Annotated in this window: 22 protein-coding genes; 13 read left to right on the top strand and 9 right to left on the bottom strand. The window is 71.4% G+C overall.

Annotated elements, in window-relative coordinates; genetic code table 11:
• The first annotated feature begins 12 nt into the window (after window positions 1–12).
• The 3 genes from ACWH4W_RS06515 to ACWH4W_RS06505 all read left to right on the top strand — a co-directional run bounded on the left by ACWH4W_RS06515 (window position 13) and on the right by ACWH4W_RS06505 (window position 4,179).
• Window positions 13–1,947 carry a VWA domain-containing protein gene (locus ACWH4W_RS06515; protein ID WP_473074852.1) on the top strand — a complete coding sequence of 645 codons (1,935 nt, stop codon included), beginning with the start codon at window positions 13–15 and terminating at the stop codon, window positions 1,945–1,947.
• Between the two features lie 123 nt (window positions 1,948–2,070).
• Entirely contained in the window at window positions 2,071–3,687 is a 1,617-nt protein-coding gene (gene metG / locus ACWH4W_RS06510; RefSeq protein ID WP_473074851.1) for a methionine--tRNA ligase, read from the top strand.
• 126 nt (window positions 3,688–3,813) lie between these two features.
• Window positions 3,814–4,179 (top strand): PH domain-containing protein, encoded by a 366-nt coding sequence (locus ACWH4W_RS06505; protein ID WP_106413312.1) that lies wholly within the window; start codon window positions 3,814–3,816, stop codon window positions 4,177–4,179.
• Window positions 4,180–4,212: 33 nt separating this feature from the next.
• Here ACWH4W_RS06505 and ACWH4W_RS06500 read toward each other — a convergent pair whose 3' ends face one another.
• The gene (locus ACWH4W_RS06500) at window positions 4,213–4,437 is read right to left on the bottom strand and encodes a DUF397 domain-containing protein (RefSeq protein WP_473074850.1); all 225 of its coding nucleotides are present in this window, start codon (window positions 4,435–4,437) and stop codon (window positions 4,213–4,215) included.
• Window positions 4,434–5,309: a helix-turn-helix domain-containing protein gene (locus tag ACWH4W_RS06495; RefSeq protein WP_473074849.1), complete on the bottom strand. Its 876-nt coding sequence runs from the start codon at window positions 5,307–5,309 to the stop codon at window positions 4,434–4,436. The genes ACWH4W_RS06500 and ACWH4W_RS06495 overlap by 4 nt, the downstream gene beginning before the upstream one ends.
• 156 nt (window positions 5,310–5,465) lie before the next feature.
• Here ACWH4W_RS06495 and ACWH4W_RS06490 point away from each other — a divergent pair, with 156 nt between their 5' ends.
• The 5 genes from ACWH4W_RS06490 to ACWH4W_RS06470 all read left to right on the top strand — a co-directional run bounded on the left by ACWH4W_RS06490 (window position 5,466) and on the right by ACWH4W_RS06470 (window position 9,179).
• Complete coding sequence (locus ACWH4W_RS06490; protein ID WP_473074848.1) at window positions 5,466–6,011, top strand: ATP-binding protein; 546 nt, start codon at window positions 5,466–5,468, stop codon at window positions 6,009–6,011.
• Window positions 6,012–6,162: 151 nt separating this feature from the next.
• A complete protein-coding gene (locus tag ACWH4W_RS06485; protein WP_473074847.1) occupies window positions 6,163–7,071 on the top strand; it encodes a helix-turn-helix domain-containing protein in 909 nt (302 codons plus the stop codon).
• Window positions 7,068–7,280 (top strand): hypothetical protein, encoded by a 213-nt coding sequence (locus ACWH4W_RS06480; RefSeq protein ID WP_473074846.1) that lies wholly within the window; start codon window positions 7,068–7,070, stop codon window positions 7,278–7,280. Before ACWH4W_RS06485 ends, ACWH4W_RS06480 begins: the two co-directional genes overlap by 4 nt.
• A 62-nt stretch (window positions 7,281–7,342) precedes the next feature.
• Entirely contained in the window at window positions 7,343–8,002 is a 660-nt protein-coding gene (locus ACWH4W_RS06475) for a hypothetical protein (RefSeq protein ID WP_473074845.1), read from the top strand.
• 253 nt (window positions 8,003–8,255) lie between these two features.
• Window positions 8,256–9,179: a hypothetical protein gene (locus ACWH4W_RS06470; RefSeq protein ID WP_473074844.1), complete on the top strand. Its 924-nt coding sequence runs from the start codon at window positions 8,256–8,258 to the stop codon at window positions 9,177–9,179.
• A gap of 151 nt (window positions 9,180–9,330) precedes the next feature.
• Here the strand turns inward: ACWH4W_RS06470 and aspS are convergent, their stop codons facing one another.
• The 3 genes from aspS to ACWH4W_RS06455 all read right to left on the bottom strand — a co-directional run bounded on the left by aspS (window position 9,331) and on the right by ACWH4W_RS06455 (window position 13,100).
• Window positions 9,331–11,094: an aspartate--tRNA ligase gene (gene aspS / locus ACWH4W_RS06465; RefSeq protein ID WP_473074843.1), complete on the bottom strand. Its 1,764-nt coding sequence runs from the start codon at window positions 11,092–11,094 to the stop codon at window positions 9,331–9,333.
• 426 nt (window positions 11,095–11,520) lie between these two features.
• On the bottom strand, window positions 11,521–12,501 hold the full coding sequence (locus tag ACWH4W_RS06460) for a pirin family protein (RefSeq protein WP_473074842.1): 981 nt from the start codon (window positions 12,499–12,501) through the stop codon (window positions 11,521–11,523).
• Window positions 12,502–12,635: 134 nt separating this feature from the next.
• Complete coding sequence (locus ACWH4W_RS06455) at window positions 12,636–13,100, bottom strand: SseB family protein (RefSeq protein WP_473074841.1); 465 nt, start codon at window positions 13,098–13,100, stop codon at window positions 12,636–12,638.
• A 162-nt stretch (window positions 13,101–13,262) separates the two neighbouring features.
• Here ACWH4W_RS06455 and ACWH4W_RS06450 point away from each other — a divergent pair, with 162 nt between their 5' ends.
• From ACWH4W_RS06450 to ACWH4W_RS06440, 3 genes are all read left to right on the top strand, one after another.
• The gene (locus ACWH4W_RS06450) at window positions 13,263–15,089 is read left to right on the top strand and encodes an acyl-CoA dehydrogenase (protein WP_473074840.1); all 1,827 of its coding nucleotides are present in this window, start codon (window positions 13,263–13,265) and stop codon (window positions 15,087–15,089) included.
• Between the two features lie 129 nt (window positions 15,090–15,218).
• Window positions 15,219–16,517 carry a M18 family aminopeptidase gene (locus tag ACWH4W_RS06445; protein WP_473074839.1) on the top strand — a complete coding sequence of 433 codons (1,299 nt, stop codon included), beginning with the start codon at window positions 15,219–15,221 and terminating at the stop codon, window positions 16,515–16,517.
• A gap of 137 nt (window positions 16,518–16,654) precedes the next feature.
• Window positions 16,655–16,906, top strand: a complete 252-nt coding sequence (locus ACWH4W_RS06440) for a DUF6458 family protein (RefSeq protein WP_473074838.1) — start codon at window positions 16,655–16,657, stop codon at window positions 16,904–16,906.
• Here the strand turns inward: ACWH4W_RS06440 and ACWH4W_RS06435 are convergent.
• A complete protein-coding gene (locus ACWH4W_RS06435; RefSeq protein WP_473074837.1) occupies window positions 16,882–18,741 on the bottom strand; it encodes an NHL domain-containing thioredoxin family protein in 1,860 nt (619 codons plus the stop codon). The genes ACWH4W_RS06440 and ACWH4W_RS06435 overlap by 25 nt on opposite strands.
• A gap of 104 nt (window positions 18,742–18,845) precedes the next feature.
• On the opposite strand from ACWH4W_RS06435, the gene ACWH4W_RS06430 reads away from it, so the two are divergent.
• Window positions 18,846–19,340 carry an LURP-one-related/scramblase family protein gene (locus ACWH4W_RS06430; protein WP_473074836.1) on the top strand — a complete coding sequence of 165 codons (495 nt, stop codon included), beginning with the start codon at window positions 18,846–18,848 and terminating at the stop codon, window positions 19,338–19,340.
• Window positions 19,341–19,365: 25 nt separating this feature from the next.
• On the opposite strand, the gene ACWH4W_RS06425 is transcribed toward ACWH4W_RS06430, so the two are convergent.
• The gene (locus tag ACWH4W_RS06425; protein WP_473074835.1) at window positions 19,366–20,160 is read right to left on the bottom strand and encodes a carbon-nitrogen family hydrolase; all 795 of its coding nucleotides are present in this window, start codon (window positions 20,158–20,160) and stop codon (window positions 19,366–19,368) included.
• A 217-nt stretch (window positions 20,161–20,377) separates the two neighbouring features.
• On the opposite strand from ACWH4W_RS06425, the gene ACWH4W_RS06420 reads away from it, so the two are divergent.
• Window positions 20,378–21,202, top strand: a complete 825-nt coding sequence (locus ACWH4W_RS06420; protein ID WP_473074834.1) for a maleylpyruvate isomerase family mycothiol-dependent enzyme — start codon at window positions 20,378–20,380, stop codon at window positions 21,200–21,202.
• Window positions 21,203–21,624: 422 nt separating this feature from the next.
• Here the strand turns inward: ACWH4W_RS06420 and ACWH4W_RS06415 are convergent, their stop codons facing one another.
• Window positions 21,625–22,956: an MFS transporter gene (locus ACWH4W_RS06415; RefSeq protein WP_473074833.1), complete on the bottom strand. Its 1,332-nt coding sequence runs from the start codon at window positions 22,954–22,956 to the stop codon at window positions 21,625–21,627.
• A complete protein-coding gene (locus ACWH4W_RS06410; protein ID WP_473077430.1) occupies window positions 22,953–23,603 on the bottom strand; it encodes a GntR family transcriptional regulator in 651 nt (216 codons plus the stop codon). Before ACWH4W_RS06410 ends, ACWH4W_RS06415 begins: the two co-directional genes overlap by 4 nt.
• Between the last annotated feature and the right edge of the window lie 18 nt (window positions 23,604–23,621).

The raw sequence follows: 23,621 nt of genomic DNA, 5'->3' as shown, positions 1-23,621 counted from the left end.
AGGGTTGCGCACATGGGCATTCTCACTCTCCTGCGGAACGCGTTCGGCCGGTCACGTAAAGCGAAGTCCGCCGAAGCGGAGGGTGCGGCGCCGGCCGCCGAGGCGACGGAAACGGCGGTTCCGACGACGCCCGAGCCGTCCCCGGAGCGCACGGTCCCGTCCCCGTCCCCGGAGCCGTCGGCCTCCGCGGGCACCCCGCCGACTCCGACGACTCCGACGACTCCGGCGGTCCCGGAACCACGTGAAAGCGACGAACACGACCTGGTGAGCGCGGCTTTCGACAGGGTGTCGGTCCCCCGTCCGACGCGGCCGTCCGCGGAGGAGGAGAAGCGGGAGGCGGAGACGCCTCAGTCGGAGCGGGAGGCGGAGACGCCGGAGCCCGGGAGGAAGGCGGAGGCTGAGGCGCCGGAGACGGGAGCCGAGGCCCAGACGCCGGAGGCGAAGCCCGAGGAGACGACTCCGGAGCCGAAGGCGGTCCCTGAGACGGAGCCGAAGATCGAGGCTGAGACGAAGGCCGAGGCAGAGCCCGAGGCAGAGCCCGCCCCGGAGCCGGTCGCCGAGGCCGAGTCCAAGACCGAACCGGCCCCTGACCCCGAGCCCGAGACCACGCCCGAGACCACGCCCGTCCCGGAGCCGGTCGCCGAGGCCGAGTCCAAGACCGAACCGGCCCCTGACCCCGAGCCCGAGACCACGCCCGAGACCACGCCCGCCCCGGAGCCGGTCGCCGAGGCGACGGCAGAGCCGGAAGCAGAGCCGGAGCCGGAGGAAGCCCTCGCCGGGACCGAGGCGGCGACCACGGCCGAGGAGCCCGAGGCCAAGCCGGCTCCCGAGCCGGAGCCGACGCACGAAACGACCCCGGAGTCCAAGCCCGAGGCTGAAGCCGAGCCCGAGCCCGAGCCCCAGGTCGACGCCGGGCCGAGGACAGAGGCGACCTCGGAGCCCGAGGCCGCTGCCGAGCCGGGGGCGGCCCCCCGGTCCGAGGCCGAGGGAACCGCCGAGCCCGAGCCCGAGGCAAAGCCGGAACCGGCGCCCGAGCCGGCTCCCGAGCCGGATCCCGAGCCGAAGCCCGCAGCTCAGGCACCGGCACCGGAACCGACACCGGAACCGGAATCCGCACCGGGGACGACTCCCGCAGCCGCCGACGACGAGCAGGCCCCACAGGAGTCACCCGCACCCGACGACGAGACCCGCACGGGTGGTGCGGGTGGGAACGAAACCCCGGCCGAAGGCGAAGCCGAGGCCGAGGCCGAACCCCGCACGGCCCCCGCCGGCAAGCCCGCCGCCCCTGCCACCCCCGCCACCCCTGCCACCGCGCTCCGCGACACCACCCTCACCACCGCCTACAAAGCCGCCGGCACCGTCCTCGAGCAGCACGACCTCACCGGTGCCCGTGCCAAGGTCCACCTCGTCCTCGACCGCTCCGCGTCCATGCGCCCGTACTACAAGGACGGCTCGGCCCAGGCCCTCGCCGAGCAGGCCCTCGCCCTGGCCGCGCACCTGGACACCGAGGCCACGCTCCACGTGACGTTCTTCTCCACCGAGCTGGACGGCACCGGCGAGCTGACCCTCTCCGACCACGAGAACAAGATCGACAAGTTGCACGCGGAGCTCGGCCGGATGGGCCGTACCAGCTACCACGCGGCCGTCGAGGCGGTCCTCGGCCGGCACGCCGAGGAGCCGGCCGGCACCCCCGCCCTGGTGATCTTCCAGACGGACGGCGCCCCCGACGCCAAGACCCCGGCCACCAAGGCCCTCGCCGAGGCCGCGGAGAACCACCCCGAGGTGTTCTTCTCCTTCGTCGCCTTCGGCGAGCACGACAACAAGGCGTTCGACTACCTCCGCAAGCTCAAGACCGGCAACGCCTCCTTCTTCCACGCGGGCCCGGCCCCCCGCGAGCTCACGGACAAGGAGCTGTACGAGGGCGTCCTGGCGGCCTGGCGCCCGTAGGAAGCGCTGCCCTCACCCACCCCCGGGGGGTGGACGGAGAGAGAAACGGAACCCCCGTTCACCCCCGTCCACCCCCCGAAACGCGTGTGAGTCGATCTCCCCGGGACCAGTAGGATTTCGCCCATGGCGGCCACTGGATCAGAGAAGCAGGGGGCGAAGGCGTTCTACGTCACGACCCCCATCTACTACGTCAACGACGCTCCTCACCTGGGCCACGCCTACACGACCGTCGCAGGCGACGTGCTCACCCGCTGGCACCGCCAGCGGGGCGAGAAGGTGTGGTACCTCACCGGCACGGACGAGCACGGTCAGAAGATCATGCGCACGGCCGAGGCGAACGGGGTCACCCCGCAGGCCTGGGCCGACAAGCTCGTCACGGAGGCCTGGAAGCCCCTGTGGGAGCACCTCGACATCGCGAACGACGACTTCATCCGCACCACGCAGAAGCGGCACACCGACCGCGTCCAGGAGTTCGTGCAGGACCTGTACGACAAGGGCGAGATCTACAAGGGCGGCTACGAGGGCCCGTACTGCGTGGGCTGCGAGGAGTACAAGCTCCCCGGTGAGCTGCTCGACGGCGAGGGCGAGTACGCGGGCCAGAAGCTGTGCCCGATCCACAAGAAGCCGGTGGAGATCCTCAGCGAGGAGAACTACTTCTTCAAGCTCAGCGAGTACAGCGAGAAGCTCCTCGCGCACTACGAGGCCAACCCCGGCTTCATCCAGCCGGAGTCCGCGCGCAACGAGGTCGTGAACTTCGTCCGCCAGGGCCTGCAGGACCTCTCCATCTCGCGCTCGACCTTCGACTGGGGCGTCAAGGTCCCGTGGGACGACCGGCACGTCATCTACGTGTGGGTCGACGCGCTGCTGAACTACGCGACGGCGGTCGGCTACAACGAGAACCCGGAGAAGTTCGGGTCGACGTTCCCCGCCGACGTGCACCTGGTCGGCAAGGACATCCTCCGCTTCCACGCGATCATCTGGCCGGCCATGCTGATGGCGCAGGGCCTGCCGCTGCCGGGCAAGGTCGCCGCCAACGGCTGGCTGATGGTCGGCGGCGAGAAGATGAGCAAGTCGAACCTGACCGGCATCAAGCCGCAGGACCTGACCTCGCACTTCGGCGTGGACGCGTACCGCTGGTACTTCCTGCGCGCGATCGCGTTCGGCCAGGACGGCTCCTTCTCCTGGGAGGACTTCTCCGCCCGCTACACCAGCGAGCTGGCCAACGACTACGGCAACCTCGCCTCCCGCGTGGCGGCGATGGTCGGCAAGTACTTCGGCGGCGAGCTGCCGGCCGCGACGGCCGACGGCGACGCCGAGAAGGCGGTCCACGACGGCCTGGCGAAGGCCGTCGCGGAGGCCGACCGCCGCATCGGCGAGGAGCTGGACTTCCAGGGCGGCATCCTGGCGGTCTTCGACTTCGTGAAGCAGGTCAACGGCTACATCACCGAGCAGGAGCCCTGGAAGGTCGCCAAGGACGACTCGCCGGAGGGCAAGGCCCGCCTGGCGACGATCCTCTACACGGCCGCGGAGTCCCTGCGCGCGGTGGCCGTCCTGCTGAACCCGGTCATGCCGGAGACCTCCCAGAAGCTCTGGGACTCCCTCGGCGCGGAGCCCTCCCTGGGCGCCCTCGCCGACCAGAAGGTCCAGGAGGCCGGCACCTGGGGCCTGCTCCCCGCCGGCTCCACCGTCACCAAGGGCGCGGTCCTCTTCCCCCGTCTCGAGGAGAAGCCCACCGCGTAACACGCTCGCTACAGCAGGGCCCCGGGAGAGAACGACGCTTCTCCCGGGGCCCTCCGCTTTGCGAAGATCGCGTCACGGCGGCCCGAACGTCCGGCCGCGCTCACGACACACGGGGGGACCCGCACCATGGCACTCTTCGGCAACGCGCACACCGTCGACCCGGCCAAGGCCCAGCAGGACTACGCCCGGCTCCTCGGCCACGGCGAGCAGGTGCACGCCGCGTTCCTGCTGATCCGCGACACCATACTGTTCACGGACCGCCGGCTGATCCTGGTCGACAAGCAGGGCATCACCGGCAAGAAGACCGAGTACCACTCGATCCCGTACCGCAGCATCTCCCACTTCGCGGTCGAGACCGCCGGCCACTTCGACCTCGACGCCGAGCTGAAGATCTGGATCTCCGGCTCCCCCACCCCGGTGCAGAAGACCTTCACCAAGGGCGTCGACATCTACGAGGTCCAGGCCATCCTGACCCAGTTCGTGGCGCGGTAGCGCGGCGCGCTGTGTGCCCGGGTGCGGGGCACGTCAGTCGATGGCCCTGCTCCCGGACGCGTACGCCACGAAGTCCGCCCACGCCTCCGGCGCGACGGCGAGACGGGGGCCGGCGTCCCGGTGCTTGGAGTCGCGGACGTGGACGGTGCCGGGGGTGGTGGCTACCTCGACGCAGGAGTCGCCGTCAGGGCCACTGCTGTAGCTGCTCTTGAACCACGCCGGCTCGGAGGCGTCACCGGCGGGGACCTTGCGGATCATGTCTCTCCCAGCAGTTGCTCGACGAAGGCCAGTGACTCCCCCGGCGGGAGAGCCTGCGCCCGGATGGTGCCATACCGCAGGTCAAGGATGCGGAGCTGCCGCAGGTCAGTCACGGGGCGTCCGTTGAACGCCCCGTCGGAGCGCCCCACGGCGGTTCCGTCCTCGAACTTCAGCAACTCGATCCTGCCGCTCATGCCGGGGTGTGGCGCGCTGTCCATCGGCATCACCTGGAGGGAGACATTGCTCAACTTCCCCACCTCCAGCAAACGTTCGAATTGCTGCCGTCGGACCATTGTGCCTCCCACCTTGCGTCGAAGCGTCGCCTCTTCCAGGACGAAGCTCAACGCCGGTGCGGGACACCGCTCATAGACGGCCCGTCGAGCGACACGGGCGGCCACGCGACGCTCCAAGTCCTCCGGCGTGTAGGCGGGCAGCCACGACTCCAGCAGTGCCCTCGTGTAGTCCGAGGTCTGCAACAGCCCCGGGATGTTGCTGTTCTCGTACACCCCGATCTCGACCGCCCGCGCCTCCATCTGCGCCAGGTCCCGCACCTTCTTCGGGTACCGGACCTTCGCCACGTCCTCCTTCATCGCGGCGAGCAGCCCACCTGCCCCCAGCACCTCGTCCGCCCTGTCCAGATACTCGGGCCGGGGAATCCGCTTCCCGCTCTCGATCTTGTAGACGAGGTCCTCGCCGTACCCCGTGGCCCTGCCGAACTCGCCGGCGCGCATCCCGGCCGCCTCTCGCCGCAGCTTCAACTGCCGCCCCACGGTGGCGACCACGGCCACGCCCCACTCGTCGTCCGGGTCCACCTCCCACCCCGGCTCGTCAGCCTCCGTCCTCAGCTGCCGAATCTCGCCGTCCACCGACATGCGCGCCCCTCCGTCGTACCGGGTCGTACCAGCCACGCCCTACCCGTACGCACCGCCCCGACAAGCCCGGACACCACCGGACAACCGTGGGACAGTCACCGTACGCAACCACGGCGTCACTCCTCACGGTAGGCATATCCGGCCACGCTGAGTGACGTGAACCAGAAAATCACCGCCCCCGGACACACCGTCCGCAACTTCAGCGTCCTGCTGTCCCCCACGCCCCGAGGCGCCCGCCTCGCCCGCCTGTTCGCCGCCGAACAACTGCGCGCCTGGGGTCTCCCGTTGGACCCGGCCCAGCTCATCGTGGCCGAACTGGCGAACAACGCCGTCACCCACGGTCGCGTCCCCGGTCGGAACGTCCGGCTCCTGCTCTACGTGGTCGGCGGCACGCTCCGCATCGAGGTGACGGACACGCGCGGTGACCGGATCCCGCATCTCCGGTCTCCGGCCACGGACGCCGAGTCGGGCCGCGGCCTGACCCTCGTGGCCGCCCTCGCCGACCGCTGGGGCGTCACCCACGACCTGCCGCCCCGCAAGACGGTCTGGGCCGAACTCACCTTCCCCGCGCCGCAGTCACCGGAACACGACTCCCCGTGCTCCGGCCGGACCTGCGCTCCCTATGCACCACCCACGGGGGAGAAAGCACCCCACCAAACCCCACCCCTCCCTCCCGCCGGGCAAACTCACTCCCGCGAGTGAATATGCCCCTGTGAGCTGGATTCGGGACCGGTTGCCTGCCCTACGCTCAGCGCCAGCAGCACAAGACCACCCCAGACATGCGACGGCCCCCGCCGGGACTGGCATCCCACTGCGAGGGCCTGACCACCAAGGAAGATCGGACCTCTTCCCGATGGATACCGAAAACCCTAGCGCGCCCGCGCCCCTCCAGTCCCGTATCCGGGGCAAGAACCACCCCGACGGGCAGCCGGTCGCCGGCGTCGTCCACGACCACGTCCGCCACACCGAGAACTTCACGGTGATCGGCAACGACCTGGCCCAGCACCCGGAGCTGTCCCTGCTCGCCATCGGACTGGCCTGTTACATCCAGTCGGTGCGGCGGGGCACCGCCGTCGACATCAAGACCCTCGCGGCCCGTTTCCCCGAGGGCCCCACCCGGATCGCCGCCGCCCTGCGGGAGCTCGAAGCGCACGGCTACCTGCGCCGCACCCGCGAGCGCACGCCCACCGGCCGGATCGTCACCCGCACGGTGTCCTGCAACCGGCCGGGGCACCACGCGGCGCGGGAGACGGCCGCCCGCAGGCCCGCCCGCAGGCCCGCCCGCCGCACGGCCCCCGACGAGCCCACGCCCCGCAAGCGGCGCCTCCCCGCCGTGCCCCAGCCGTCGCACCCCTGGCCCGCCCTGCTCCAGGCGGCCCTCGACGTCCTGGCCGGCCTGCGCCGCCAGGACCCCCGGCTGCTCCTCTCCGCCACCGACGCCGAGCACCTCGCCCCCGGCGTCGCCGCCTGGCTGGAGCGCGACCTCACCCCCACCGCCGTACGCCATGCCCTCGCCGCGGACCTGCCGGACGAGCCCCTGATCCGTCCGGCCGCCTTCCTCGCCCACCGCCTGACCGCCCAACTCCCGCCCCCGCCGCCGCCCCGGCCCCCGGCCTCACCGGCCCCCGGTCCCCGTCACCCCCTCCAGAACTGCGACGGCTGCGACCTCGCCTTCCGAGCACCCGAGCCGGGCAGGTGCCGTAAGTGCAGGGAGCGGGACGCCCGCGTGCCGGGAGACACCGGCGGCGGTGAGCGACTGTGACCACCGGCGACCGCTGGCGTGAGCGCAGGCGTGCGCTGCTCAGGGACGATCCGGCAGCGGCCGAGGCCGCCGAGCGCCTTCTTGAGGACATGGGCACCGAGGAGCGGGACGACGAGGAGGTCGAGGCCGGGCACCGGGCCGGCCGCCTCGCCGCGGTCCGTGCCTTCGAGCCCGACGCCGCCTCGACGAGGAACTGCGGCTCCGGCTGACCGGTCCGGACACCGCGGGAGGCGCCCTGCGCTTCCAGTGGGGTGACGCTCTGCTGAGCCCTGTGGAGAACGCGCTCTCCGTCGCCGCGAGCACTCCGATCCAGCTGGAGCTCACGGGCATCTCGGCCGGCAGCACCGTGGTCCACGCGCGTCCCGTGCCGTCCGTGGTCGTCCCGGAGACCACGGCCATGGATGCGCCCGCGACATCGGCCGCGAGCACCGGCATGCAGATGCTCACCAGGCTGCTCGGTGCGCTGGAGGCCGAGCAGGACGTCCGTGAATGGTCGCGCCTGTGCGACGCGGTGGACGCCCTGGCCCGGGCTCTGGGCAAGTACGAGCTCGACCTGGGAGTGACCTGGTACGGCGCCGACGGCGACATGCGCAGGGCTCAGCTCACGGAGCGCGGCAGACGCCACGTCGAGCGGCTTCGTGAAAAAACCAGGGCCCGTGACCAGGAACTCATCATCTCGGTCCGCGTCACCGAGCTCCGCGAAAGCGGCTGGGTGAAGGTCAAGACGGGCACGGCCAGGAACGCCCAGGCCTACGACGTCCACTTCGAGGAGCCGGAGACACTGCTGCGGATGCGTCCCGGACTCGGGGACAACGTGCACTTCCGGGTCCGTTTCCGTCAGCGCCTCGATGCGGTGGGAATCGCCCGGCCGACCGAGTACACCTATCTGGGTCCGGCGGCGGAACAGTCTTCCCTGCCGCTCGGACCCTGACCTGGCCGCCCGGCATTCATCCCCGTGAGCGGCGACGACGTGACGTGCCCACCCGCGTCCGGTCCAGTCGTACCGCTGCCCCATGGTCCTTCACCAAGGGCGTCGACACCCACGAGGTCCCGGCCGTCCTCACCCAGTCCGTCACCCGCTGACCGGGCTCCCGAACCGGCGGGAACGCTCCTTCTGTCCTCGAACGGGTGAACGTGCCCGCATACGCCCGTCCTTATGACCATGAGCGCCCTACCGTGCGCTCATGGTCACCGCAACACACGAGGCCTCCCACCGACTGTTCCAGGAGCATCCCGAGGCCCTCGCCCCCGTCTTCGAGGCACTGGGGCTTCCGCCGCCCGTGAAGACGGACTTCCACGAGCTCTCCCCGGATGTCACCGAGATCCGCCCGATGGAGCGCCGCGCGGACACGGTCCTCATGTTCGAGCCCGACATGGGCGAGCACTTCGTCCTGGCCGTCGAGGCCCAGACGAAGAAGGACCCGGAGAAGGCAAGGAACTGGGCGTACTACGTCTCCTACTTGCGCGCGAAGTACGACCTGCCCGTGCTGCTGGTCGCGGTCTGCCGCGACCCGTCGACGGCAGCCTGGGCCATGGGCCCCTTCGCGTGCTCGGTCGGCCCCTGGACGACCCAGGTCACCCGCCCCTTCGTGCTGGGACCGCAGACCGTGCCCGAGGTCACCGACGAGGCGGTGGTGGCCCGGCAACCGGCTCTTGCGGCGCTCTCGGCCATCGTGCACAGCCAGAGCAAGCGGGCCACGGCCATACTGGAGGCGGTCGCCCGCGGACTCGTGTCCTTCGAGCCGGACGTCACGAAGTACTGGTTCGAGGTCGTGGAAGTCGGGCTGGAGTCCACTCCGGCCAGGGAGAACTGGAGGAAACTGATGCAGGATGTCGTCACCTACTTCCCGGGACACGGCACGCTCTTCGAGGAGAAGTACCTTGCGGGGAAGAGCGAGGGGAAGAGTGAAGGGAAAGCCGAGGGTAAGACCGAGGACATCCTGCGCGTGCTGACGGTGCGCGGGCTTCCGGTCCCGGACAACGTCCGGGAGCGCGTCACCGGATGCACCGACCTCGACACCCTCGCCGTGTGGTTCGACCGCTCCCTGACCGTCTCCAAGGCCGAGGACCTGTTCACCGACGAAACGGAAGACACGGCAGCTTCCTGAGTCCCGGCCACCGGTGATCGAATGGCCGCATGCGGCCCGAGCACTGTGTGACCAGGAACCACATCGAGGTGTTCCACAACTGAGGTGCCGACGCCGGCAACAGCAAGGGCCCGGAACCAGCTCGGTCCCGGGCCCTTCGCCTGCCCTGCGCCTACTTCGGCTGCGGCTTCCGCACCGACAGGTGCAGTTCCTTCAGCCGGGCCTCCTCCAGCTCCGTCGGCGCGCCCATCATCAGGTCCTGGGCGTTGCCGTTGAGGGGGAAGGCGATGGTCTCGCGGATGTTGGGCTCGTCGGCGAGGAGCATGACGATGCGGTCGACGCCGGGGGCGATGCCGCCGTGCGGCGGGGCGCCGAAGCGGAACGCGCGGAGCATGCCGGCGAACTTCTCCTCGACCGTCTCGCGGTCGTAGCCAGCGATCTCGAACGCCTTGAGCATGATCTCCGGCTCGTGGTTCCGGATCGCGCCGGAGGACAGCTCGACGCCGTTGCAGACGATGTCGTACTGCCAGCCCAGGATGTCCAGCGGGTCCTGGGTCTCCAGGGCCTCCAGGCCGCCCTGCGGCATCGAGAAGGGGTTGTGGGAGAAGTCGATCGCGCCGGTCTCCTCGTCCTTCTCGTACATCGGGAAGTCGACGATCCAGCAGAAGCGGAAGACGTTCTCCTCGAAGTGGCCGGCGCGCTTGGCGGCCTCGACCCGCACCGCGCCCATGATCTTCGAGACCTCGTCGAACTCGCCCGCGCCGAAGAACACCGCGTGGCCGGGGGCCAGCGCCAGCCGCTTGGTCAGCTCCGCGACGTTGTCCTCGGTGAGGAACTTCGCGATCGGACCGGTCAGCGAGCCGTCCTCGCCGACGCGCACCCACGCCAGGCCCTTCGCGCCCTGGGAGACCGCGTAGTCGCCGAGCTGGTCGAAGAACTTGCGGGGCTGGCCGGAGACGTCCGGCACCGGCAGCGCGCGCACGTGCTTGCCGGCGAACGCCTTGAACTCCGAGCCCTCGAAGACGTCGGTGATGTCGACGAGCTCCAACTGGGCGCGCAGGTCCGGCTTGTCGGAGCCGTACTTCAGCATCGCCTCGCGGAACGGGATGCGCGGGAACGGCGACGTCACGTGACGGCCGTTGCCGAACTCCTCGAACAGCTCGGTCATCAGCCTCTCGATCGGCTGGAAGACGTCCTCCTGCTCGACGAAGCTCATCTCGACGTCGAGCTGGTAGAACTCGCCCGGCGAGCGGTCGGCGCGGGCGTCCTCGTCGCGGAAGCAGGGCGCGATCTGGAAGTAGCGGTCGAAGCCCGAGATCATCAGCAGCTGCTTGAACTGCTGCGGGGCCTGCGGCAGCGCGTAGAACTTGCCGGGGTTCAGGCGGGAGGGGACCACGAAGTCGCGCGCGCCCTCGGGGGAGGTCGCGGACAGGATCGGCGTGGTCATCTCGTTGAAGCCCAGCGCGGTCATCTTCTGGCGGATCGCCGAGATGACCTGCGTGCGCAGCATGATGTTGCGGTGCATGCGCTCGCGGCGCAGGTCGAGGAAGCGGTACTCCAGGCGCCGCTCCTCGTTGACACCGTCCTCGGTGTTGATGGTGAACGGCAGGGGGGCCGCCTCGCCCAGCACCTCGACCTCGGAGACCTCGACCTCGACCTCGCCGGTCGGCAGGTCGGGGTTGACGTTCTCCGCACCGCGCGAGACGGCCTTGCCGTCGACGCGGACCACGGTCTCCTTGGAGAGCTTGTCGAGCGCCTCGTACGCCTCGGTGCCCGGACGGGCCACCAGCTGGGTGATCCCGTAGTGATCGCGCAGATCGATGAAGAGGATGCCGCCCAGGTCGCGCCGATTGTGCAGCCAGCCACTCAGCCGGACGTCGGTGCCGACGTCAGAGGCGCGGAGCTCGCCGCAGGTGTGGGACCTGTACCGATGCATCGTCGTTCATCCAGCCTTCGCGGATCGGGGTCGTCGTTTCACGTGAAACTCCCCCCAAGCCTACCGGCCGGGCCAAGATCGCCGCTCCGCCATAACCCATGGGGCGGGCAAACGACATGGGTGGAGGTTTCCGGGAGCATCTTCCCGAAGTGGTGCAATGCGCACTGGTGAACCCCTGCCCGCCCTGGGGGAGTGCGAAGCGCGCTACCCGTCCACCTGACCGCTCGCGCATCGCTTCGGCCGTGTCCGAAATACTGACCAATGCGCTGGTGCACACCGTCCCCGCGGCCGCCCTCGCGGCCGCGGCAAGAGCATCTGGTTCGAGCTCCACGAACAGAAGAACGGCGACGGTCCCGGCTGACCGGGACGCCGGGAACGCCAGGGGCCCCGCCCGGTGCCGGGCGGGACCCCGCGGACCGAAGAGGCTCAGGCCCCCTGCGGGCCCTCCTCCGTCATGCCGTGCACGGCGGGGACGGTGCCGAGGCGGCCCTTCTGGAAGTCCTCGAAGGCCTGCATCAGCTCCTCCTTCGTGTTCATCACGAACGGCCCGTAGTGCGCCATGGGCTCGCGGATGGGCCGGCCGCCGAGCAGGACGACCTCCAGGTCCGGCGTGTGCGAGTCCTGCTTCTCGTCCGCGCGGACGGTCAGCGAGCCGCCCGCGCCGAACACCGCGGTCTGCCCGAGGTGGATCGGACGCCGCTCGGCGCCCACCGCGCCGCGTCCGGCCATGACGTACGCCAGGCCGTTGAAGTCCTCCCGCCAGGGCAGGGTGACCTCCGCGCCCGGTGCGAGCGTGGCGTGGACCATCGTGATCGGCGTGTGGGTGATGCCCGGGCCCTCGTGGCCGTCCAGCTCGCCGGCGATGACGCGGAGCAGCGCGCCGCCGTCCGGGGAGGTGAGCAACTGGACGCTGCCGCTGCGGATGTCCTGGTAGCGGGGCGCCATCATCTTGTCCTTGGCGGGCAGGTTCACCCACAACTGGAGGCCGTGGAAGAGGCCGCCCGACATCACGAGGTGCTCCGGCGGCGCCTCGATGTGGAGCAGGCCCGAGCCGGCCGTCATCCACTGGGTGTCGCCGTTGGTGATGGTGCCGCCACCGCCCTGGCTGTCCTGGTGGTCGAAGATGCCGTCGATGATGTACGTGACGGTCTCGAAGCCGCGGTGGGGATGCCACGGGGTTCCTTTCGGCTCCCCAGGCTGATACTCCACCTCACCCATCTGGTCCATCATGATGAACGGGTCGAGGTGGCGGTAGTTGATCCCCGCGAACGCCCGGCGCACCGGGAAGCCCTCGCCCTCGAAACCGCTGGGGGCGGTCGTGACGGCCAGCACGGGACGTGCCACGGCGTCGGCGGGAGCGGTCACACGGGGCAGCGTCAGCGGGTTCTCGACGGTCACTGCGGGCATGGGTACCTCCTCGGGTACGCCCAGCTTAGTTGAGCATTGAACTTCTTACCACCTCGAACCGACGAAGCCCGGAGGGCATTCCCTCCGGGCTTCGTCACGCGCGGACGCCGTCGGCCACACCCGCGGTGATGGCGTCAGCCGTACATGCGGCGCATCGCGAACTCGACCATCTGCTCCACGGCCTTGGCGTCGAACACCATCCGGTGCTCGCCCTCCATGTCCAGCACGAAGCCGTAGCCCGTGGGCAGCAGGTCGATCACCTCGGCGCCGGTGATCACGAAGTACTTGGACTCCTTGCCCGCGTACCGCCGCAGCTCCTTGAGCGAGGTGAACATCGGGATCACGGGCTGCTGGGTGTTGTGCAGGGCGAGGAAGCCGGGGTTGTCACCGCGCGGGCAGTAGACCTTGGACGTCGCGAAGATCTGCTGGAAGTCCTCCGCCGCCATCTGGCCCGTGGTGAACGCGCGCACGGCGTCGGCGAGCGAGGGTGCGGACGGTTCGGGATACGCGGGCGTCTGCTGCCCGTACCCGCCCTGCATCTGCTGCTGCGGCGGCACGTAACCCTGTTGTGTCCCCGCACTCTGGTCGTAGCCGTACATGGCGCACAGACTACTGACCCCGCGCGAGGGCTGGGTCACAGATGTCCGGATCGGGGTTGCTTCTTATTACCGACGGGTAGCATCATCGGAGCTACTTGTCGGTACGTGAATCAGTCGCGAGGACCAGTCCCTCGCCGATCCCTCTCAAACGGAGCCGTCGCCATGGGGCACTACAAGTCGAATCTCCGCGACATCGAGTTCAACCTCTTCGAGGTACTCGGGCGCGACAAGCTGTACGGCACGGGCCCGTTCGAGGAGATGGACGTCGAGACCGCGAAGAGCATCCTGGAGGAGCTGGCCCGCCTCTCCGAGAACGAGCTCGCGGAGTCCTTCGCCGACGCCGACCGCAACCCGCCGGTCTTCGACCCGGAGACCAACACCGCGCCCGTCCCCGAGTCCTTCAAGAAGAGCTACCAGGCCTTCATGGACTCCGAGTACTGGCGGCTCGGCCTGCCCGAGGAGATCGGCGGCACCACCGCGCCCCGCTCCCTCATCTGGGCCTACGCCGAGCTGATCCTGGGCGCCAACCCGGCCGTGTGGATGTACTCCTCGGGCCCCGCCTTCGCGGGCATCCTCTTCGAGGAGGGCAACGAGGTCCAGAAGCACATCGCGAAGATCGCCACGGAGAAGCAGTGGGGCTCCACGATGGTGCTCACCGAGCCGGACGCCGGCTCGGACGTCGGCGCCGGCCGCACCAAGGCCGTGCAGCAGGAGGACGGCTCCTGGCACATCGAGGGCGTGAAGCGCTTCATCACGTCCGGTGAGCACGACATGTCGGAGAACATCCTCCACTACGTGCTCGCGCGTCCCGAGGGCGCCGGCCCCGGCACCAAGGGCCTGTCCCTCTTCCTCGTCCCGAAGTACCTCTTCGACTTCGAGACCGGCGAGCTGGGCGAGCGCAACGGCGTCTACGCCACGAACGTCGAGCACAAGATGGGCCTGAAGGCCTCCAACACCTGCGAGATGACGTTCGGCGACAAGCACCCCGCCAAGGGCTGGCTGATCGGCGACAAGCACGACGGCATCCGCCAGATGTTCCGCATCATCGAGTTCGCCCGCATGATGGTCGGCACGAAGGCGATCTCCACGCTGTCGACGGGCTACCTGAACGCGCTGGAGTACGCCAAGGAGCGCGTCCAGGGCCCCGATCTGGCCAACTTCATGGACAAGACCGCGCCCAAGGTCACCATCACCCACCACCCCGACGTGCGCCGCTCGCTCATGACGCAGAAGGCGTACGCGGAGGGCATGCGCGCCCTGGTGATGTACACCGCGTCCGTCCAGGACGCCATCCAGCTCAAGGAGGCGAACGGCGAGGACGCCTCCACCGAGCACGCGATGAACGACCTGCTCCTGCCGATCGTCAAGGGCTACGGCTCCGAGAAGGCCTACGAGCAGCTCGCCCAGTCGCTGCAGACCTTCGGCGGCTCCGGCTTCCTGCAGGAGTACCCGGTCGAGCAGTACATCCGGGACTCCAAGATCGACACCCTCTACGAGGGCACCACCGCGATCCAGGGCCAGGACTTCTTCTTCCGGAAGATCGTCCGCAACCAGGGCGCGGCGCTGAACTCGCTCGCCGAGGACATCAAGAAGTTCCTCGCGATCGGCGAGGGCGGCGAGGAGCTGGCGGGCGCCCGCGAGCACCTGGCCAAGGCCGCCGTCGAGCTGGAGGCCATCGTCGGCCTGATGCTCACCGACCTCGCGGCCACCGAGAAGGACGTCAAGAACATCTACAAGGTGGGCCTGAACACCACCCGCCTGCTGATGGCCTCCGGTGACGTCGTCGTCGGCTACCTGCTGCTCAAGCACGCCGCGGTCGCCGCCGAGAAGCTCCCGACGGCCTCCGCCAAGGACAAGGCGTTCTACACCGGCAAGATCGCGGCGGCGAAGTTCTTCGCGGCGAACGTCCTGCCGGGCGTCACCCTGGCCCGCAAGGTCGCCGAGGGCGTCGAGCTGGACCTGATGGAACTGGACGAGGCGGCGTTCTAGTCGCTTCCGGGCCCTTACGGGACCCTCCCGCACAGACCCGTACGAGACCCGTACGGACCCCGGCCGGACCCCCGCGAGGGCCCGCTCCCGCACAGGGAAGCGGGCCCTCGCGCTCGTTAAGGTGAACCCATGAGCGCACCCCCCCGCTTCGACCGCGGCCACACCGACGACCTGATGTCCTTCCTGGCGGCGAGCCCCACGCCGTACCACGCCGTGGCGAACACCGCCGAACGGCTGGAGAAGGCGGGCTTCCGGCAGGTCGCGGAGACGGACGCCTGGGACGGCGCGGCCGGCGGCAGGTACGTGCTGCGCGGCGGCGCGATCGTCGCCTGGTACGTCCCCGAGGGGGCGGACCCCCACACGCCCTTCCGGATCGTCGGCGCCCACACCGACTCCCCCACCCTGCGGGTCAAGCCGCGGCCCGACAGCGGGGCCCACGGCTGGCGCCAGGTGGCCGTGGAGATCTACGGCGGCCCGCTGCTCAACTCCTGGCTCGACCGCGACCTGGGCCTGGCCGGGCGGCTGTCCCTGCGCGACGGCTCGACCCGCCTGGTCGACGTCGACCGGCCGCTGCTGCGGGTCCCCCAGCTCGCCATCCACCTGGACCGCGCGGTCAACTCCGACGGCCTCAAGCTCGACAAGCAGCGGCACATGCAGCCGGTGTGGGGCCTGGGCGACGACGTCCGCGACGGCGACCTCATCGCCTTCCTGGAGGAGACCGCCGGGCTGCCGGCCGGCTCGGTCACCGGCTGGGACCTGATGGTGCACCCGGTCGAACCGCCCGCCTACCTGGGCCGCGACCGCGAGCTGGTCGCGGGGCCGCGGATGGACAACCTGCTGTCCGTGCACGCCGGCACGGCCGCGCTGACCGCCGCGGCCGGGCGCGGTGCGGAGCTGTCGTACATCCCCGTGCTCGCCGCCTTCGACCACGAGGAGAACGGCTCGCAGTCCGACACCGGCGCGGACGGCCCGCTGCTCGGCAACGTCCTGGAGCGCTCGGTGTTCGCCCGCGGCGGCTCGCCGGAGGACCGGGCCCGCGCCCTCGCCGGGACCGTCTGCCTGTCGTCCGACACCGGGCACGCCGTGCACCCCAACTACGCGGAGCGGCACGACCCGACGCACCACCCGCGCGTCGACGGCGGCCCGATCCTCAAGGTCAACGTCAACAACCGCTACGCCACGGACGGTTCGGGACGCGCGGTGTTCGCGGCGGCCTGCGAGAAGGCCGGGGTGCCCTTCCAGTCGTTCGTCTCCAACAACGCGATGCCGTGCGGCACCACGATCGGCCCGATCACCGCGGCCCGGCACGGCATCCGGACGGTCGACATCGGCGTGGCCATCCTGTCGATGCACAGCGTCCGCGAACTGTGCGGCGCCAAGGACCCGTTCCTGCTGGCGAACGCGCTGACGGCGTTCCTGGAGGGCTAGTCCGGGGCGGCGGACGCTTCGCGTTCCCTAGCAGTGATCCGACGAGTGGTCAACTCCCCTGCGCGCCAGGGCGCATGGGAGCCGCCCTGCCGGGTACCCGGGTCGCACCGGAAACACCGGACAGGGAGGCGACACTCATGGGCCTCGGCGGATGCATCATCCTCATCGCCGTGGGAGCAATCCTCACGTTCGCGACCGACTGGGACATGCAGGGTGTCAACCTTGACCTGGTCGGCGTCATCTTCATGATCGTCGGACTGATCGGCGTCGCGACCTTCAGCAGCATCGCCCGGCGTCGGCGGGTCGTGGTACCCCCCGCCACCCCGGTCGTCGACGACCCGGCCCGTCCGCACACCCGCGACGGCTACAGCGACGGGTACGGCGTCTGACCGGACGCCCGCCCGGTACCGTCCGCGCCGGACAGCTCCAGCGCCAGCCGGTCCGTGCCTCCCGCGACGGGACGCACGGCCAGCCGCCACTCACGGCGGTGCACACGGCAGGCCGGATGGAAGGCGTCCGGGGCGGCGTCGCACGCAGCCGCCGTCGCCACGACACGCAGCACCCCCCGCCCCACGGCGGGGTCGGTCACGAGGGCGCGGGAGAGATCGTCTCCCGCGCCCTCTCCGCTGCGCAGCAGCGCGGGCGGGAACGCGGACACCAGCAGGCGGGTCGCGGGGCCGTCCCGCGCGTCGAGCTTCTGCCCGGGCGGGGGTGTGAAGGCCACGTCCAGGCGGACCGGGCCGGCGGCGACCTCGGTGACGGACCGGTCCGCCACGGGCGGGCTCAGCACCTCCGCGGGGAGCCGCAGCCGGGTCAGCCGGTGACGGGCCGACTCCACCACCACGACGTCCTCGCCGGCGACCACCGCCCCGCCGGGCTCGCGCAGGCCGGTGGCGAGGGTGGTCACCTCTCCGGTGGCCGGGTCGTAGCGGCGCAGGGCGTGGTTGTAGGTGTCGCTGACGGCCAGCGAGCCGTCGGGCAGCGCGGTCACCCCGAGCGGGTGCTGGAGCAGCGCATCGTCCGCGGGGCCGTCGCGGTGCCCGAAGGCGAACAGCCCCGCGCCGACGGCGGTGCGCACCCGTCCGTCCGGTCCCAGCCGGCGCAGGGCGGAGCTCTCGGAGTCGGCCACCCACAGCCCGTCCGATGTCACCGCGAGCCCCGAGGGCTGCGCGAACAGGGCCTCCTTCGCCGGTCCGTCGACGAGGTTCTCCCCGCCCGTCCCGGCCGCGCGGGCGACGGCGCCCTCGGCGGGGTCGTAGGACCAGAGCTGGTGGATGCCGGCCATGGCGATCCACACCCTGTCCCGCCACCAGGTGACGTCCCACGGGGAGGAGAGGTTCACCTGACGGGCCGGGCCGTCCGTCGCGTCGCCGGGGCGCCAGGGGGAGCCGGTGCCGGCGAGGGTGGTGACCTCCCCGGACTCCGGGTCGAGCCGTCTGAGGGCGTGGTTGACGGTGTCGGCGACGACCACGGCGCCGTCCGGGAGCAGCGCGAGTCCCTGCGGCTCCTGGAAGCGCGCCCGGTCGGGCGGGCCGTCCGTCAGGCCGCGCTCGCCGCTGCCGAACCGCCTGAGGACCGTCTCCGCGTCCTCCGCCAGCTCCACGACCTGGTGCCGGGTGGTGTCCGTGACCAGGAAGGTCCCCGTCGGCAGGCGCAGCACCTTGCCGGGGAAGCGCAGCACGGTCGGTTCCGGCTCCGGGGGCGCGCAGGGGAGGCCGCCGCGCCGGAGGGTGCCCTTCGCGGCGTGCTCGGCCTCCAGCCCGGTCACCAGCCGCTCGATCTCGGGGACGTGCCCCTCGCCGGCGTACGTGGCCACGACGTACCCCTCCGGGTCGACGACCGCCAGCGTCGGCCAGGCCCGCACCGCGTACTGCGACCACGTCGTCAGCTCGGGGTCGTCCAGGACGGGATGCGTGACCGCGTACCGCTCCACGGCGTCGGCCACCGCCGCGTGCTCCGTCTCGTACGGGAACTTCGGCGAGTGCACGCCGATGACCACGAGCGTGTCCCGGTGCCGCTCCTCCAGCTCGCGCAGCTCGTCGACGACGTGCAGGCAGTTGACGCAGCAGAACGTCCAGAAGTCCAGCAGCACGATGCGTCCTCGCAGGCCGGCGAGGGTGAGCTCCCTGCCCCCCGTGTTCAGCCAGCCGCCCTTGCCGGTCAGCTCCGGGGCGCGCACCCGTGCGGGGCGGCGGGCCCGGGGAGCGGGAGTGGCGTCGTCCATGTGTCCAGCGTGCCACCACGGGACGCCGGACGGGGGCGGTGCGCACTCCGTCCGTCGGCCTAGCGGCGGCGTCGGACACGGCGGGACGGGGAAGCCGTCGGACCATGAGATTCTTCGTGCGGGACCGGATCCTCGGCATCGGGGACGACTACTGGATCGAGGACGAGCGCGGCGCCAAGGTCTTCCTCGTCGACGGCAAGGCGATGCGGCTGCGGGACACCTTCGAGCTGAAGGACGCCGAGGGGCATGTGCTCATCGACATCCGCCAGAAGATGTTCGCGCTGCGGGACACCATGGTGATCGAGCGGGGCGGGGAGCCGCTGGCGACGGTGCGCCGCAAGCGGCTGTCGCTGCTGCGGAACCACTACCGGGTGTCGCTGGCGGACGGCGGCACCGAGCTGGACGTCAGCGGGCGGATCCTCGACCGGGAGTTCGCCGTGGAGTACGACGGCGAACTCCTCGCCGTGATCTCCCGCCGTCTGCTGACCCTCCGCGACACCTACGGCGTCGACGTCGTCCGCGACGACGCCGACCCGGCGCTGCTGATCGCGGTGGCGGTGTGCGTGATCCACCTGGCGGAGAAGGAGCGGGAGGGGTAACCCCCGGGGGGCTTCCCCCCACGGGTCAGCGGCGGGGGCGGTCCAGGCCCAGGACGCGGTCCTTGAGGGCCGGGAAGCGGTCCCGGGTGCCCGCCACCGTCGCCGGGTCGAAGTCGACCGTCAGGACCTCCTCGCCGGGGCCCGCCTCGGCGAGGACCTCGCCCCACGGGTCCACCACGACCGAGTGACCCGCCTGGGGAACCCCCGCGTGCGTCCCGGCCGTTCCGCACGCGAGGACGAACGCCTGGTTCTCCACCGCGCGCGCCCGCGCCAGCAGCGTCCAGTGCGCGCGGCGCCGTTCGGGCCAGCCCGCCGGGACGACGAAGGTCTCCGCGCCGGCGTCGACCAGGCCGCGGAAGAGTTCGGGGAAGCGCAGGTCGTAGCAGGTCGCCACGCCCACGACGGTGTCCGGCAGACGGACCGTCACCAGGTCCTCGCCCGCCCCCATCAGCACGGCCTCGCCCTTGTCGAAGCCGAAGCGGTGGATCTTCCGGTAGGAGGCGGCGAGTTCACCGGAGGGGGAGAAGACCAGGGAGGTGTTGTAGAGGGTGCCGCCGGGGTCCCGCTCCGGGACGGACCCCGCGTGCAGCCACACGCCCGCCTCGCTCGCCGCCTTGGCCATCGCCTCGTACGTCGGCCCCTGAAGCGGTTCCGCCTCGGCGCCGAAGCCCTCGTAGGCGAAGGCGCCCGTGGTCCACAGCTCGGGGAGGACGACGAGATCCGCTCCGGCCTGATCGCGCACCAGCGCGGCCACCCGGCGCCGACGCGATTCGACCGGTTCGTCCTCGTTCACGGCGACTTGGAGCAAGGAAGCGCGCACACTACCACCGTCCTGGCATTCGACCCGCGTCCACGGGCCTACGATCGTCACACGAAAGCACTGCCGGGGTGCCTGCCAGCAGCGTAACTTGGGGGTCCCGCCGGTTCGAGCGAAGCCGAGAACCGGGGGACCCGAGACACCCACGAAGTGCAGCCGCCGCCCACTGGCACCGCCGCCACAACCTGCCCGTGTACCGACCGCCGAGGGGTCCCGTTCCGTGAGTCTGCATCCCGCCCTCCAGCCCTACGCCGACGCCTGGTCCCACTCCATCGAGGCGATATCCGAGCTGGTGCAGCCGCTGCCGGAAGCCGACTGGAACCGGCGCACGCCCTGCCCGGGCTGGTCCGTCCGCGACGTGGTCTCCCACGTCATCGGCCTCGACTCGGAGATGTACGGCGACCCCCGGCCGATCCACACGCTGCCGCGCGACCTGTTCCACGTCACCAACGACCACCAGCGGTACATGGAGATGCAGGTCGACGTGCGCCGCCACCACACGGCGCCGGAGATGACCTCCGAGCTGGAGCTGATGATCATCCGGCGCAACCGCCAGCTGCGGAACGAGTCCCGTGACCCCGGCACCAAGGTGCGCGGGCCGCTGGGCACGGAGCTGACGCTGGAGGAGTCGATGCGCCGGCACGCCTTCGACGTGTGGGCGCACGAACAGGACCTGCGCACCGCGCTGGGCCGCCCCGGCAACCTGGACTCCCCCGGCGCCCACGTCGCCCGCGACGTCCTGCTCGACGAGCTGCCGCGGGTCGTCGCCGAACGGGCGCAGGCGCCGCGCAGCTCCGCGGTGGTCGTCGACGTGCACGGCCCGGTGGAGTTCCTGCGCACGATCCGCGTCGACATCCAGGGCCGCGGCACCCTGGAGACCGCCCCGGCCCTCGGCCCGGCCGCCACCCTCACCCTCGACTGGGAGACCTACCTCCGCCTGGCCTGCGGCCGCGTGACGGCGGAGGCGGTCGCGGACCGCGTGAAGACGGAGGGCGACCAGGACCTGGCCGCGGCGATCCTCCGCCACTTCGCGGTGACGCCTTGACCGAGGGCTCGGGCGGCTCGCCCCGGCCGGCGCGGGGGACCCCCGGCGGGGCGGCACCGCTCACGGCAGGGCTGGGGCACTGCGGGTGACGCCGTAGGCACGCTCCCGCCCTGGTCGGCGCACGGAACCGTCGGCAGGGCGGCCTCCGCAAGCGACACCGTGAGCACGCTCCTGCCCCGGCCGGCACGGGGCGGCACCCGCTCACCGCGGGGCCGGGCCCGGCGCCGCGCGGGTCCGGCGTCCGTCCGGCGCCGGGGCACCAGCCGAGCGGGAGTCGCCGGGCGGGCGCACGAGCGGCGCTCCTGACGCCGCCGGCGGTGTCCCGTCCGTCCCCGGGCCGGACGGGGCCGCACGCCGTTCCCGGCCCGGGCGGCGTCCCGGGTCCGTGCCCGTCCCCGTCCCGGCCGCCGCCCGCCGGGCCGTCAGACCGGGACGTGGACCGTGGACACCTTGCTGGCGACCAGCCGTTCCCGTTCGCGGCGGGCCGCGCGTCCGCGGAGGCGGAGGATCTGGGCGACGCCCAGGGCCTGGAGGACGAAGACCGCCGAGAAGGCGACCGTGTAGTCGTCGCCGGTGGCGTCCAGCAGGACGCCGATCGCGAAGAGGGTCGTCATGGAGGCGACGAAGCCGCCCATGTTGGTGATGCCGGAGGCCGTGCCCTGCCGCTCGGGCGGGTTGGCGGGGCGGGCGAAGTCGAAGCCGATCATCGACGCCGGGCCGCAGGCCCCCAGCACCGCGCACAGCACGACCAGCAGCCACATCGGCGCCCTGTCCCCCGGCCAGGCCAGCGTGACGGCCCACAGCAGGGCCGTCGCGCCCACCGTGCCCAGCGCCAGCGGCAGCCGCGCCCCGTGGTGCCGGGAGACGACCTGGCCGTAGACGAGGCCGACGGTCATGTTGGCCAGCACCACCAGGGTGAGCAGCTCACCGGCGACCGCGCGGGACAGCCCCTGCGCCTCCACCAGGAACGGCATCCCCCACAGCAGCAGGAACACCATCGCCGGGAACTGGGTGGTGAAGTGCACCCACAGCCCCAGCCGGGTCCCCGGCTCCCGCCAGGACGCGGCGATCTGCCGGCGGACGTAGGCGGCGCCCTGGTGGGGGACCGGCTCCGGCTCGTGGCCCTCGGGGTGGTCCTTCAGGAACAGCAGGACCAGGACGAGGACCACCACACCCGCGAGCGAGCTGCCCGCGAACGCCGCCGTCCAGCCGACGCCGTGCAGCAGCCGCGCGAGGACCAGCGTGGAGACGAGGTTGCCCGCCATGCCGATGAGCCCGGCCATCTGCCCGACCAGCGGCCCGCGCCGCGCGGGGAACCACCGCGAGCCCAGCCGCAGCACGCTGATGAAGGTCATCGCGTCGCCGCAGCCCAGCAGCGCGCGCGAGGCGAGCGCCATGCCGTACGTCGGGGAGAGGGCGAAGCCGAGCTGTCCGACCGTGAACAGCACCGCGCCCAGGCTCAGCACCTTCTTCGTACCGAGCCGGTCCACCAGCAGGCCGACGGGTATCTGCATGCCGGCGTAGACCAGCAGCTGGAGGATGGAGAACGTGGACAGCGCGGAGGCGCCCACGTCGAACCGGTCGGCCGCGTCGAGGCCGGCCACCCCCAGGGACGTGCGGAAGATGACGGCGACGAAGTAGACGGAGACGCCGGTCCCCCAGACGGCGAGCGCACGCCGCCCGCCCGGGGGCACCCCCTCGGGGGGAGGATCGCCGGGCAGCGGGCCGGCGCCGCGCGGGGAGGCACCGCTCATCGCACCTCTCCCCGGGCCAGGTGCGAGAACCAGCCGACGTGCCCGTGGACGATCTCCACGGCCGCCTCGGCGTCACCGGAGCGCAGCGCCCGTAGGATCTCCTCGTGCTCGGCGAGGGTCTTGGCGATGCGGTCGGGGTGGGAGTGCATCACGGCCTGGCCCATGCGCAGCTGACGATCGCGCAGCTGGTCGTAGAGGCGGGAGAGGATCTCGTTGCCGCCGCTGCGGACGATCTCGGCGTGGAAGCAGCGGTCGGTGACGGAGGCCGCGGCGAAGTCGCCGGCGGCCGCCTCCTCCTTCTGGCGCGCGAGCAGCTCCTCCAGGCGCTCGATGAGCCCGGGGGGCGCGGGCACCGCCTTGCGCGCCGCGTGCTCCTCGACGAGCAGCCGCGTCTCCACGACGTCGGCGATCTCCTGCGCGGAGACCGGCAGCACCAGCGCGCCCTTCTTCGGGTAGAGCCTGATCAGCCCTTCGGCCTCGAGCCGCAGCAGGGCCTCGCGCACGGGCGTGCGGGAGACGCCCACGGCCTCGGCCAGCTCGCCCTCCGTGAGCAGCGTCCCGCCCTCGTACGTGCGCTCCAGGACGCCCTGCTTGACGTGGGCGTAGACGCGGTCGGCGGCGGGGGGACGTTTCACGGCGGCGGACACACTCATGCGGACAGCATA

The organism is Streptomyces sp. DSM 120436 (assembly GCF_055778765.1).
The sequence above is the reverse complement of the archived record's forward strand: the minus strand, read 5'-3'. Positions and strand labels throughout refer to the sequence as shown.